Here is a 14,329-nt window from a genome sequence, read left to right on the forward strand (position 1 = left end):
AGTAGGCAGTACTGGTGAAAATCAAGTACTGCCTTAATTAATATAGTGAGGATAGGATTGAGATGAATAAAAGTAAATTGATGAATCAGTTCACACTTTTAATTTACACGATTAAAACAATTATCCAAACAAAGAAAGCACTCTTTCTTTCAGTTGTCTTATTTTCTATGGTAAATGGATTTTACCCAATTTTAACATTGCGACTGACTCAGACAATAATCAACCAAATTCAAAGTATGACACTATCATTTGAAGAAATTTCCAGAAATATTATTATCTTTATTTCTATTGCCATAATTGGGGTAATCATCGCAAATCTCAATTCTTATTTAATAAATAAATTAAGTATTTTTATCAGCTATAACATGAACGTCAAGTTAATGAGAAAAGTTTCGAAACTTCCATTGGAGGATTTAGAAAAGTCGGAAACCTATGATGCTTTAACACGTTTGGAAGGAAATATTGGTGATAAACCTTCACAAATGTTATCGGCAATCTTAGGGCTTATTTCAGCAATAATTACCTTTTTGAATGCGATCGTTGTGATTTTAACATGGAGAAAATCATTTTTTTTCCTAATCATAGCTTTAGCTGTTTTCGCCACATGGTTTTATCTAAAGATTGCTTCAGATGAATTCAAAATGCTAAATCAACGAAATCCTTTAGAAAGAAAATCTTGGTATTATTCTTTCCTTCTTACTCATGATACTGGATTTAAGGAAATTAAGACCTTTGGATTAGCAGAGTATTTTATAAAGAAGTATCAAAGTTTAGTTGATGCCTTTTTTAATCAGGAGAATCGAATTAATAAAAACAAAAATAGTTTATCTCTTATTGTGGCTTTGCTTGAAGAACTGATTTCTGGGTTAGTTTTTATTATTGCACTCAAAAGCGCATATGACGGGGAAATTCTGATAGGAACAGTAGTTCTTTATGTTAATACTCTAGCAATTATACAAAATACAACGGTCCTTTTTTCATCAAACATTTACAGTCTTTATAATTCAAACTTGTATATGGATTATTTTAAAAAATTCATGGAAAAAATGGAGGAGAATTCGACAGGGACTGATATTGGAGAAATAAACTCAATTCAACTACGTAACGTTTCCTTCTCTTATTATTCTAGCAATGAATCTGATATTTCAACTATTAGTCTTAATATCAATAAGGGGGAAACCATTGCAATTATTGGGAAAAATGGGTCAGGAAAATCTACGTTGATTAAACTTCTTACAGGCTTATACAATCCCAATGAGGGTGAAATACTAATAAATGGACGTGATCTCTCAACAATAAACCGAACTAGTTTTTTAAATAAAGTTTCCGTTCTGTACCAAGACTTTTTAAAATACGAGGGATCTTTAGAGGAGAACATTCAAATTGGTTCTGTTAAAAAGGAATTCGATAAAATTAGGGCTTTTAAACTTTTGAAAAAGTGTGGCGCTGATGTATTTGAAACAAGGGATGGTTACGATTTTAACAGGAATTTAGGGAACTGGTTTGAAAATGGTCACGAACTTTCTGGGGGACAATGGCAAAAAATCGCTCTATCTAGAGCATTCTATAGAAATGCTGATTTATACATACTAGACGAGCCAAGTGCATCATTAGATAATATCGCGGAAACTAATGTTTTCGATCTCTTTTTTGAAGAAGTGAAGGATAAAATGGGTATCTATATTACGCATAATATTGCGTATGCCAAAAAGGCTACAAAAATAATGATCTTGAACAATGGAAAAATTGAAGCAATAGGAACACATGATGATCTTAAAAAAAAATCATGTACTTATAGAAAGTTGATTGAAGAACAAAACGAGGGAGGAACTGAAAATGAAAAAGAGGACAGCTTTACGAACCGTAACTTTATTTATGGCTAGTTTATTGATTGTCACTATCAGTTCGTTCTTCTTTTATCGAGAGAGTAAAATGGAGATCGAGACTGTCAGTATTGATTCCCCAGCAGCAATTGCCGTGGATACTAAAAACATGGATATTCTTTATCAGAAAAATGCTGAAAGCCCAAGATCAATTGCTTCTCTAACAAAATTATTATTGGTGTATGTTGTGATGGATCAAATAAAACTAGAAAAACTTTCATGGGAGGATTCCTACTCTTTATCAAATTATGGAGCAGAAATTGGTTCTATCCCCTCTTTGTCAAATGTACCGATGAATTCTTTCCAGAAGTATTCAGTTAGAGAATTAATGAATGGTGTACTTATTGCTTCAGCAAATAATTGTGCGATCACATTAGCAGAAGGAATTGCTGGCAACGAGGATGCGTTTATTAAAATAATCGAGGAGTATTTAGCTACGTGGGGAATATCATCTTATTCCTTAGTAAATGTTACTGGTTTAGATCCGGAGTTTATTGAAAAAACGACAGCTAAAAGTGAAGAGTATAATAAGTTTTCTGCTTACGATATGGCGATGATTTCTGCAAAGCTGATTAACGATTTTCCAGAAGTATTAGAGATAACGAAGCAAAAAGGTTTCACTTTCTCAAATGTTTATTTTGATAACTACAATAAATTATTACCAGCGATGAAATATGGCTATAAAGGTGTAGATGGTTTGAAAACAGGAACGACCGATACTGCTGGAGCCTGTCTTATTAGTACCTGTAATAAAGACGATAAAAGAATTATCACTGTTGTGCTAGGAGCTGGATCAGATAAAGAGCGATATAGAGACACGATTAAGCTATTAGATTATTCCTACAAAAAGAAAGGAATCAAAATATGAAAAAAATTGCAGTAATTTTTGGTGGTAAGTCTACAGAATACGAGATATCTCTTGAATCGGCGTCATCTGTCATATCAGAATTAGAAAAGCTGGATTTTGAGGTCCTTAAAATAGGCATCACATTCGAAGGCGAGTGGTATCTTTTTAACGGGGATAATAATTTAATAAGCAACGATGAGTGGTTATCAGAAGGAGATTGTTTGAAAATCCAGCCTTCACTTAACAAAAAAGGATTTTTTGCCGCTTCTGAAAAAGGATACATCACGCCTGAAGTTTTATTTCCGGTTCTTCATGGACAATTCGGAGAGGACGGATGTATTCAAGGAGTTTTTGAAATGATGGAGATTCCTTATGTTGGATGTCCAATCCTTTCTTCCACTTTATGTATGAATAAATGGATCCTGCATCTCTTTTCAAAAAGTCTGGGGATCGAAAGCACTCCTTCAATAATAGTTAGTCAAAAAGATTCATTAGAAGAAAAAATCAACACATTCACCACTGAGCAGGGGTTTCCGATTTTTGTCAAACCTAATGAGGGAGGATCCTCTAAAGGAATTACTAAAGCAAATAGTATGCATGAGCTGAAACTAGCGTTAGATAAAGGTTTCGTTTATTGTAATAAATTAATTATCCAAAAAAGTGTTGATGGAATAGAGATTGGCTGCGGCATTTTAGGAAATGAAGAGTTAATTATTGGAGAGTGTGACGAAATTGATCTACAAACTGATTTCTTTGATTACGTTGAGAAGTATCAGCTGCTATCCGCTAAAATTCATACACCTGCACGAATCCCAACACAATTGAGTAAAAAAATAAAGCAATCCGCAGAATTACTTTATCGTTCTTTAGGATGCCGAGGATTATCTAGAATTGATTTTTTTGTAACTAAAAGTGGAGAGATATTACTTAATGAGATTAATACGATGCCAGGGTTTACGAGTCATTCAAGATTTCCTGCAATGCTCGCAGCAGCTGGGGTAAGCTATCCTGAGATACTTACGAAACTCATTTTTTTAGCGGAGGAAAGCTATGGAAAATATGTTTCTTCAGTTAGTTAATAGGAAATATCCAATAATACGGAAAAATTTAAGTCCTCCACTAGTAAAGGTTCCTTTCTCATCAAATGAAGTTCTCCTACATCCAAAAGTTCTAGAAAACCTGACAAAGCTATTAAAAGAGGCGGCGATAGAAGGCGAGATCGACATACTGGATGGGTATCGTTCGATCGAAGAGCAAAAGGCGTTGATCCAGTATTCCATAAAGCATCATGGAGAAAAATATACAAAAGAATATGTTGCGGCTGAAAGATGCAGCGAACATCATACTGGTCTAGCCTTTGATATTGGGATTAAGGGAATAAAAAATGATAAGATTGCTCCTACTTTTGATCGTGGTAAGGTTGTGGATCGTTTTTTGGAAAGGATTGCTAGTTATGGTTTTATTCTACGTTATCCGAAAAACAAAACTCATATCACTAAAATTGGTTATGAGCCGTGGCATTTTAGATATGTTGGCGTTCCGCATAGTCAAATAATATCTAGTCAAGGATGGGTATTAGAAGAATACATTGCATTCATTCAAGGTCTTAAGGTAACTTTGGATGAATAGTAAGAAAATACTTGGAATCGATCAGTTTAGATTAATTGCTGCGGTAATGATTATTGCAATTCATACATTTCCTTTTGGGTCGGCAGATTCAAATCTTAATACTTTGTTGACGTTAACTCTGTTTAGAATTGCGGTTCCTTTTTTTTTCTTAGTAACTGGCTATTTCGTATTGGGGAATATCGTAGTTGAAACGACTTCATCAAGTAAAAGAAACTACCTATTGTTCTTAAAAAGGCAGTGTAAATTTTATCTACTAGTCACATTATTATATGTTCCACTAGCAATATATAATGGTAACCTATCCCTCGATACATCAGTCAAACAGCTTATAAAGTTACTCGTATTTGAAGGGATAATGTATCATTTGTGGTATTTTCCTGCAGTAATATTGGGATCATTAGTTGTGATAATAATGTTGAAGCATCTTTCATTTAAAACAACAATTTTTGTTTCCTCTTTGCTCTACGTAATGGGTGTCTTTGGTGATAGCTGGTACGGAGTGGTCAGGGAAAATGTTACACTAAAAATTTTCTACAGTCTAATATTTGATTCGGTTGGCTACACTAGAAATGGCTTATTTTTTGTACCATTGTTTTTATGTATAGGAATCTATTTAAGAAAAGTATCTCAACAGGATATTGACTTTTTTAGAATGAAGCTTTTTTCAATTATTTTTCTATTCACTTTACTTTGTGAAGGGTACTTTGTTCATCGATTTTCATTACCGAAGCATGATAGTATGTACATTTCATTACCCTTTGTATTGCTCTTCATTTTTCCACTCATACTTAAATGGTATCCAAAAATTCATTTAAAGTTGGCTAAAGAAAAATCGATGATTATGTATGTGATCCATCCTTGGTTCATTGCTACTCTCCATTTTATTTCACAATGGATCATTTTGTTAAAAAACAATTTCATTAATTTTATTGTTGTGGTGGCATTATCATATTGCGCATCATTTCTTGCTATAAATTTTAGAAAGAGGGGTATATTCTATCGAAAAAAATGAATTAAGGGCAATTAAAACCATTTCAAGAACAGCTTTGGAAAAAAATTTGAATGCAATTTCTAGAGTTCTGAATTCTGAAACAAAAATTATGGCCGTTATCAAAGCAGATGCGTATGGCTGTGATGCAAATGTAGTTGCTGACATATTAGAAAATAATCGGGTTGATTTTTTTGCAGTTGCCACAGTGGATGAAGGGATCAGCCTAAGAAAAGCTGGGATTCAAGCAAAAATATTAGTCTTAGGATACACCTCTCCAGAAAGAGCTGAAGATCTAAGACAGTTTTCAATTATTCAAACGATAGTTGGTGAGGACCATGCAGTTAGGATGAATAGTAGGGGTATCAAAATTTCATGTCATTTGAAAATCGACACAGGTATGCATAGGTTAGGAGTAGAACCAACCATTGATAAAATTGAACCAATTTTTAAAATGGCTCATTTAAATGTTGAAGGAGTTTATTCTCACTTGGGTTCATCAGATTCACTGGATCAAAAGTCTGTTGAACGATCGAAAAAGCAAATAGAGACATATGATAAAATTTTAGCTGATTTAGATCGAAAAGGTATTGATTATGGCGTCACTCATATTCAGAGTAGTTATGGAGTTTTGAATTATCCTTGGTTGAAATATGATTATGCCAGAATCGGTATTCTTATGTATGGAATGAAAAGTGCAGTGGATGATATTACGAAAGTTTCTGTCGATGTACAGCAAATAATTTCAGTAGAAGCAAAATTAGTGCAAAAAAGGCATGTTAAAGCGGAAGAAACTATTGGCTACGGATTAAATACGAAGTTTTCTGAACCACGGGTAATTGGAGTAGTGAGTATTGGCTATGCTGACGGTATATCGCGCTCATTATCAGATTCAGGGTTTTGTTTATCATATAAAGGTATTATAGTTAAACAAATTGGTAAAATATGTATGGATATGATGTTAGTTGATCTAAATGAAATAGAAAAAATTTCAGTTGATGAATTACTAAACGTATATCCCAGTATTGAGAACTGTGCTAAACTAAACAACACAATTTCGAATGAGTTACTAAGTAGTATCGGTAAGAGAGTCAGTACATCTGTCAGATAAGAACCGAAAGTAATGAAATTCAATTTTTTATTTCTAAAATTCTCATAGCTATTAAATTTGATTTTCATTTCACAAAATTAGGTAATTATCTAATAATTGAGAGTACAAATTACATTCAAAAAAGTATTCATTCGAAAGAATGTTCTAAATTAGTAATAATGCAATCTGATGCTTTTTTTATTAATAGTAAGATCAAAATATTTGCAGTCTGTGTCACAATTGAACTCTTAAAAAAAATTTGAAATCACATTGATTAAGTACTTATAAGCCAAATGGCCTGACTCTCTAGGGAATTCAGGTTATTTGGTGTTTTTGTGCTCATTATCAAATTAGTTTGAGTTATATTTGTCAATAAAAAAAATCATCAACGCATCAATTGCTTACATCGGAGTCTGAGAACAAGTATCTGTAACACGAATGAATCACTCAAACAACATAAAGCTATAACACCGAAGTCTCTCAAAAAAAGTTTAAAAAGTATTGCTAAACCCTATGTAATATTTCGGATTCACTTGGTAAGTAACATACTCGGTTGTAATGCCTTTAGTATAGAATAGTGCTCGCCTATTGAATCAACTTTCTTTTTCAGCGAGATTACCTCAGAATTCATTAAAGTTGGGAAATTTATTAAATATCTATTGTTGAATCAAATTACTCAGTTATAGAGGTTTTCTTTTATCTGATTCAACTGGCTTACAAAAATTGATTTTTGGGATTCTCTAAGATCACTGTTTACGAAAATTAGATAAAATAGATTTTTTTAACATTAAGCTAAATCAATTATCAATTTTGAATATTTTACGAAGTTACTACAAAATAGATTCGTTTGTTTCTCTTTAAAAATTTTTAGTAAACCTTCGAATATTTCCTGAGTTTTTGAAAAAGCATCATAAATTTAAATATGATGAATAGAATTGGAGTATTAAAAAGAAATCAAGTTTGTTTTCAACATTATTACATATAGAATTATTAGAAATTGCTGCTAGTATGACAAAAATTAGATATCCTATAAGTAGAGTATTTCCAATTTTTTTAATTTCCAATATCACTAATAATTAAAGGAGAGTTTTCTTTTAAAGTCATTTAGAAAGGAAAATCATTTTTGTGAAGTTGTTGATACATTCAGGGGCAAATAATCAAAGTATTGCTAAAGGAGTGATTTCTTAGAAAGAAATTCAAAATATTTGTAAATTGTTGAAAGGATAGTCGTGTGTTGGTCGTATATACTTTAGAACAGTATTTATTGACCAATTGCACAGACAAAGTATGGAAATGAAATCAACTAGAAACATTACTAGTTGATTTGGCTTTGGAGGGATGAAATGAGGAACGAGCAAGAGGTCAATCAAGCACTTACAACATATTCTGATATTGTAAGAAAAATATGTATCGTACACTTAAAGAATTACCATGATTCAGAAGATGTTTTTCAAGATGTTTTTGTGAAATATCTATTATCAGATAAAGATTTCGAGAATGATGATCATGAAAAAGCGTGGATAATTCGCGTCACGATCAATGCTTGTAAAGACAAAATAAAAAACTTTTTTAGAAAAAAAGTAGATTCATTAGATGATTTGTTTATAGAACCATTGGATATCAGTAGTGAAAACAAAGAGCTTATTGAAGTAATTTTGAGTTTGCCTGAAAAGTATCGAATTGTCATTTATCTTTTTTACTATGAAGGTTATTCAGCAATTGAAATTTCAAAAATCCTACAAAAAAAAGAGAATACTATTTATACGTGGCTGGCTAGAGCTAGAGAACAACTAAAGGAGAAGCTAGGAGGGGATTTTTTTGAAGAATGAAATTAAAGAAGCTTTCGATAGTATCAAAGTAGAAGAAGCCCTTATAGAAGCTACTCAGAAAAGGATGAGGGAAATAAGAAAGAGAAAATCAAATAAAAAATTTAGAAAAATTATTGTTCCGATATTTTCTCTCGCCCTTGTCGGTTTTCTCATTTTTGGTTCCTTAAAGATGTATGCAAAGGAAACTGCATTTATCGATATAGATGTAAATCCAAGTGTTGAACTAAAAGTGAATTCTTTTGATCGAGTTGTCGGAGCTTATGCCTACAATAAAGATGGCCAGAGTGTACTAAAGGAACTTGATGTTGAGAATAAAAAGTACACTGATGCAGTAAAAGATTTGATTAGTACCATGACTGAACAGGGATACATTGACGACAATGGATTAGTGAGTATTACTCTTCAAAATAAAAACAAAAAGAAACAAAACAGTCAATTGAACTACTTGAAAGAGTCGGTAAGCAATGTACTTAAGCAGAATAAGATCAAACCAACAGAAGAAGTATTTTCTGTTGGCTATGATACGAAGGTCCATTCGCATAAAAAAAATGTATCTCCAGCGAAATACTTAGCGATTCAAGAGCTTCAAAAATATGACAGTCAAGCAACGATTGATGAATGCCGAGAACACTCACTAAGCGATATCAGAAATCAAACGATTCAACATCACAAAAATGGAATTGAACCTCATAGCAATAATGAATCTGGAAATAAAACTGAAGATGATCATAAGTTTGAAGAACAATTAGGTGAAAGGCATTGAGTTTATGAGACTAATATATTTAAATCGGTCAAAAACAGTGTCATTTACCATAAAATAAAAAGTTTAGGAGAGGAGTTAGAATACTGATTTAGAGTTAGGTACAATTAATAATTGCTAATAGAGCAGAAAGAAGGATTTTAAAGTGAACAAAATATTAATACTTGCAATGTCAGCTTATGCATTAGGTGGCACAGCTAGCGGTATTCAACAAATGGATAATATTCAAACTGGAAAGAATTTCAATTGTGTTGTCGAAAATTGTAGTCAAATTGGAGTTCATAAGCACTCAATTTGTCAGGTTGAAAATTGTACAAATAAAGGAGAACATATTCATGACGGAAAAATTTATTTCGGTCATAATGAAAATGATGGGCATGATCACCAGAAGAAAAATACGACACAAAAAGCTACTGCTGTTACGATGAATCTACAAAAGCAAAAGGCATGTAATGTTAGCGGATGTAATATTAAGGGTAACCATGAGCACAAAGTCTGTGGGGTAGAAGGTTGCACAATTACCGAATCACATCAACATAATGGAACGACATTTTATGGTCATCATAAAGAAGATGGTCATGCGAATCATAGCTGCGGGGTAGCAAATTGTACTCAGACAGGACAACATACTCACAATCAAAATAATACACAACAACAGCAACAACAGCAAACACAGGCGCAACAAACGCAGCAAGTGCAAGCACAACAAGCACAGGCACAACAAGCACAAGCACAACAAGCACAGGCACAACAAGCACAGGCACAACAAGTGCAGGCACAACAAGCGCAGGCACAACAAGCGCAGGCACAACAAGCACAGGCACAACAAGCATATGCACAGCAACAACAAACTCACCGTTCTCAACAAGTTCAGCAACCAGTACAAGCAAGCCAAACACAAGCTACAACGCCAAATGTAAAACAGCATCATAATCAAGAACAAAAAAGTCAAGTTCAACAACATAATAGGGGAGGACATCAAGGAAGAGGACACTAAAATTTAATTGAAATAACGGTGCAAAGAATAAAAATTCCCTTAGTGGATTCCGCTGATGTAAATTAATCGTTATCAAATTAAAAGAGTTTACTATCTCTGACGCTAAAACCATAGCACTGTTAAAAAAATTTGAAAAATAGAATAGAAATATAAATCGGTAGCTAGCTTTTAATATAAATTAAGCTTGTTACCGATTTTTTTTAAAAACAGCAACTGGGTTCCTATTTGTAACTTAGATCCAGTGCTCTTAATTGAATTACATGAGAGATAAAAATTCAAAAAATGACTTGAATACTTATTGTTGGTTATGTATAACTGCAGCATCCTGTTCACGTATTGTAAAGGTTAGATTTATATACAATTATTGTCTAATTTAAGTTAGTATATTTATTGCTTGGAAATGAATCTTTGGTTATACATAAAATCTACACAAGTTTTGGTTACTCTTACTTATGAAAAATCAATAATGATCGTATAACTATGAAGCAAATGTACTTGGAGCCTAGGAAACTTTTATTAAAGAATATCTTTGTTAAACTATTTCATATAGAGAACTTTTCTTTCATCTCAATATCAATAAAGAAAAATGTTATACGATTAATTTCAGACAAAATAAAAAGGGTTGGATATATCAAATGAAGAAAATACTAATTATTACTGAAACAATTCTCAATGAGCAAAATCTTCAACATAAACTTCAACGCTTGAACTGTGAGGTTCTTGTATCAGAAAGTATAATTAAATCATTAAGTAATAAGTCGTATATTAATTGGTTCTCAATTGTGATATTGAGTGAAACACTTTCTTATAAAACTATTGATTATCTATTGAATAAGCAGAAAGATAAAAAGCCAATACTTATAAAAAGGGATGTTCACACGACTACTAAGTATAGTGGAAATAACATAATGAAAACTTCAAGATTAATAGATACAGAAATTTCATTGGGTGATTTACGAGAGGTCATTAGTAATGTAGCGCCTTCAACTGATGATAATGAGCACAATAGTAAAACAGATTTTTTGAGTCTTTCTATATTAAGTAGATCTGAAGCAAAAGTACTTCGCTTTTTAGAGTCAAAAAAAGGAAAATCAATTGATCGAGAAGAATTGTGTAAATTAGTATGGGAAGACGGTTATGAAAAAAAATCCAAGTTGGCCCAGATATCGGCTATTGTTAAGCGGATAAATAAGAAATTATCCAACAATGACTTTGAAGATATATATATAACTACTGAATGGGGCGCTGGATATAAGTTGGTCGGAAGCATTGATGAACTTCGATATTAAAATAATTGAACTTCACTATAGAAAGTTATTGCTGTGTTTTTAGGTCAAGCGGATACTATAAATGCGTGGATTATTGTATTAGTTTCGATTCTATTCTACACGATAATTTTTATTTGGTATTCAGACAGTTGAAAAGAGAAACAATAATAGTTATGAAAAATAATTATTGAGACATACAAAAAATTTGCTATATCAGACCAACTACTTTTGCTCACTAGGTATTTTATTGTCATATTGCTTGACAATATCCCCCATTATCGTATACATCTAGAAAATTCATTTAGAAATATATTAATCACCACATATAAGAAGCTGTAAAATGAGCAGACTTATATATGGTGATTATTTTCTTAATCAGAACAAATTAGTTTAGAAAAGTTTTAAAAAATGTGATTGACATATGAATGATGAATCATATATAATGTAATCAAACATATGAATGAATAAACATATGTATATAAAATCATATGAAAAGAGGAATCATTATGGAAAAATTGAGTACATCTACACACGATCACGATCATGAACATGAACAAGAGCACGATCATGACCATAGTCATGGAGGGAAACTCACCATTATTATGTTCTTTGTGGGGGTTGCAGCATTTATTGCAGGGTATGTTTTAGAAGGTATGACATATGATTTATTGGCAAATATTTCTTTTGTCATGTCTGTTATTACAGCTGGTTACCATATTATTCTTGAAGGAATTGGAGATACGATCAGTAATACAGTTAAGGTCAAAAAGTTTCAACCAAATGTTCATTTTTTGATGGCTCTTGCAACAGCGGGAGCAATGGCTATCGGTAACTATGAAGAAGCCGCCATGTTAATTGTAATTTTCGCTGGGGCTCATTTTTTAGAGGAGTATGTTGATGGAAAGAGTAAGCGAGAAATAACTAATTTACTGAATTTGAATCCAACAGAGGCTCGAATTCTTTTGACAGATGGATCAACCAAAGTTGTATCTGTCGAAGAAGTAAAAATTGGGGACATACTTCAAGTTCTAAATGGAGCACAAGTACCGACAGACGGTGTCGTACTAAGTGGTAGCACCTCAATTGATGAATCGTCAATCAATGGAGAGAGTATTCCAAAAGAAAAGAATATTGGTGATGAAGTTTATGGTAGTACGATAAATGGTGCTGGTACTTTTACAATGGAAGTGACAAAGGACAGTTCTGAAACAGTCTTCTCCAAAATTTTACAAATGGTTAATCAATCACAAAAGAGTTTAACTAAAACGGCTACTTTGATTCAGCGTTTAGAACCTAAGTACGTAACAATCGTTTTGGCATTATTTCCCCTTGTACTTTTAGCTGGGCCTTATGTTTTTGGTTGGTCGTGGGAAATGAGCTTATACAGAAGTATGGTGTATTTAATTTCAGTTTCACCATGTGCTCTGGCAGCTAGTGCAGTGCCAACAACTTTAGCAACAATTTCAAATTTATCAAAGAAGGGTGTGTTAGTAAAGGGTGGTGCATATCTTTCGAAATTACAAGAATTAAAAGCTATCTCATTCGATAAAACAGGAACACTAACCAACGGAAAACCAGTAGTAACTGATTACTCGTTTGAACAAGGTTTAGACCAAAGTGAGGTAATTGATTTGATTGTTGCAATGGAAAAACAATCGAATCATCCATTAGCAACTGCAATTATCAATAAGTTTCCTGATAGAAAAAAACTCGATGTTGAAGTGAAAAATGAAGTAGGGAGAGGGTTATCAACAACTTATGGTAACTATAAATACCGAATAGGAAAACCTACATCATTTGAAACAATTTCATTTGTTTATGAACAAAAAGAAAAACAATTATCATCTGAAGGGAAAACAGTTGTTTTTGTTGGGAAAGACGAGCATGTAATCGGTTTAGTCGCTCTGATGGATGTTCCAAATCAGTATGCGAAGGATGCTATCACATATTTTAAGGACGCTGGCCTTCATACTACAATGATTACTGGAGATGCCAAACTAACAGGCGAAGCTGTTGGAAAACAAATAGGTGTTGATGAAGTTGTAGCTAATGTCATGCCAGAAGATAAAGCTAGTATCGTTAAAGAACAACAACGTAACTTTGGATCCACAGGGATGTTAGGTGATGGCATCAACGATGCACCAGCATTAGTTACTGCTGATGTTGGTGTTGCGATGGGAGACGGAACTGATGTTGCTATGGATGTAGCTGATTTAGTGTTAATGAAAAATGACTTATCTAAGTTAGTTTACGCGCATAAGTTGAGTAAAAAAATGGACAGAGTTACGTGGCAGAATATTGCGTTTTCAATGTTCGTTGTATTGATGCTAGTTACATTAAACTTTCTAGGAAAAATGGACATTACGATTGGTGTAATAATGCATGAAGGAAGTACTATTATTGTAATTCTTAATGCATTAAGAATGTTAAGAACTCCAAAAAATCTTTTATAGAGAGTAGTACTGGAGGGAGTCTCATGACGAATCCAATAAAATATAAACAGAATCAGCTTCAGGAAATTGATCTAGATCGAAGTCTAAATCTATTTCATATTCTAAGAAACAAGACAAGATTTAAAATTTTGTTGCTGCTCACAGAACAGGAAAGAAATGTGACTGAGATAAGAGAGGAAATTCAACAATCACAATCAGCGATTTCTCATCAACTATCGCTTCTAAAAGAGGTCAATATTGTTAGATCGAGAAGAATTGGTAGGAAACAGTATTATAGTATAAATGATTCACATGTAGAACAAATTATCGATTTGTCAATAAATCATGTCATAGAGAATTGTTGAATTTTTTTAAAAATGTCTGAATATGTTATGTCTATTGCTAAATAAAAAACTAGTGAACACATGAATGTGCTATCGTGTGTTCCAATTTTTAAAGACAAGCTTAATTACGGAACAGGGGTATGTTGGATCGGCTACACTAGACTAGACAGAAAAAATAAGGTGTGTAGAATAAGAAAAAACACACTGGAGGATTGTTTATGTCAAGACGTCAACGTCGAACCTATTCAAAAGAATTCAAACA

The 14,329-nt window shown here is 32.7% G+C and carries 12 protein-coding genes; all 12 read left to right on the top strand.

Going from position 1 to position 14,329, the window contains the following annotated elements; genetic code table 11:
* The first annotated feature begins 62 nt into the window (after positions 1-62).
* The 12 genes from KQI58_RS18730 to KQI58_RS18785 all read left to right on the top strand — a co-directional run bounded on the left by KQI58_RS18730 (position 63) and on the right by KQI58_RS18785 (position 14,088).
* Positions 63-1,883 (top strand): ABC transporter ATP-binding protein, encoded by a 1,821-nt coding sequence (locus tag KQI58_RS18730; RefSeq protein WP_216410498.1) that lies wholly within the window; start codon positions 63-65, stop codon positions 1,881-1,883.
* Complete coding sequence (locus KQI58_RS18735) at positions 1,837-2,751, top strand: D-alanyl-D-alanine carboxypeptidase family protein (RefSeq protein WP_216410499.1); 915 nt, start codon at positions 1,837-1,839, stop codon at positions 2,749-2,751. Before KQI58_RS18730 ends, KQI58_RS18735 begins: the two co-directional genes overlap by 47 nt.
* Positions 2,748-3,809: a D-alanine--D-serine ligase gene (vanC, locus tag KQI58_RS18740; protein WP_216410500.1), complete on the top strand. Its 1,062-nt coding sequence runs from the start codon at positions 2,748-2,750 to the stop codon at positions 3,807-3,809. Before KQI58_RS18735 ends, vanC begins: the two co-directional genes overlap by 4 nt.
* A complete protein-coding gene (locus KQI58_RS18745; protein WP_216410501.1) occupies positions 3,781-4,359 on the top strand; it encodes a D-alanyl-D-alanine carboxypeptidase family protein in 579 nt (192 codons plus the stop codon). The genes vanC and KQI58_RS18745 overlap by 29 nt, the downstream gene beginning before the upstream one ends.
* On the top strand, positions 4,352-5,371 hold the full coding sequence (locus tag KQI58_RS18750) for an acyltransferase family protein (RefSeq protein WP_216410502.1): 1,020 nt from the start codon (positions 4,352-4,354) through the stop codon (positions 5,369-5,371). The genes KQI58_RS18745 and KQI58_RS18750 overlap by 8 nt, the downstream gene beginning before the upstream one ends.
* A 19-nt stretch (positions 5,372-5,390) precedes the next feature.
* Positions 5,391-6,458: an alanine racemase gene (gene alr, locus KQI58_RS18755; protein WP_367397953.1), complete on the top strand. Its 1,068-nt coding sequence runs from the start codon at positions 5,391-5,393 to the stop codon at positions 6,456-6,458.
* Positions 6,459-7,780: 1,322 nt separating this feature from the next.
* Positions 7,781-8,266: an RNA polymerase sigma factor gene (locus KQI58_RS18760; protein ID WP_216410504.1), complete on the top strand. Its 486-nt coding sequence runs from the start codon at positions 7,781-7,783 to the stop codon at positions 8,264-8,266.
* Positions 8,256-9,029, top strand: coding sequence for an anti-sigma-I factor RsgI family protein (locus tag KQI58_RS18765; RefSeq protein ID WP_216410505.1), 774 nt, complete (start codon positions 8,256-8,258; stop codon positions 9,027-9,029). Before KQI58_RS18760 ends, KQI58_RS18765 begins: the two co-directional genes overlap by 11 nt.
* Before the next feature lie 142 nt (positions 9,030-9,171).
* Positions 9,172-10,023, top strand: coding sequence for a hypothetical protein (locus KQI58_RS18770; protein ID WP_216410506.1), 852 nt, complete (start codon positions 9,172-9,174; stop codon positions 10,021-10,023).
* A 635-nt stretch (positions 10,024-10,658) separates the two neighbouring features.
* Entirely contained in the window at positions 10,659-11,312 is a 654-nt protein-coding gene (locus tag KQI58_RS18775; protein WP_216410507.1) for a winged helix-turn-helix domain-containing protein, read from the top strand.
* Between the two features lie 485 nt (positions 11,313-11,797).
* Positions 11,798-13,744 (top strand): heavy metal translocating P-type ATPase, encoded by a 1,947-nt coding sequence (locus KQI58_RS18780; protein ID WP_216410508.1) that lies wholly within the window; start codon positions 11,798-11,800, stop codon positions 13,742-13,744.
* 23 nt (positions 13,745-13,767) lie between these two features.
* Positions 13,768-14,088 carry an ArsR/SmtB family transcription factor gene (locus tag KQI58_RS18785; RefSeq protein WP_216410509.1) on the top strand — a complete coding sequence of 107 codons (321 nt, stop codon included), beginning with the start codon at positions 13,768-13,770 and terminating at the stop codon, positions 14,086-14,088.
* The last annotated feature ends 241 nt before the right edge of the window (positions 14,089-14,329 follow it).

Source organism: Enterococcus raffinosus (genome assembly GCF_018917525.1).
GTDB lineage: Bacteria > Bacillota > Bacilli > Lactobacillales > Enterococcaceae > Enterococcus_A > Enterococcus_A raffinosus_A.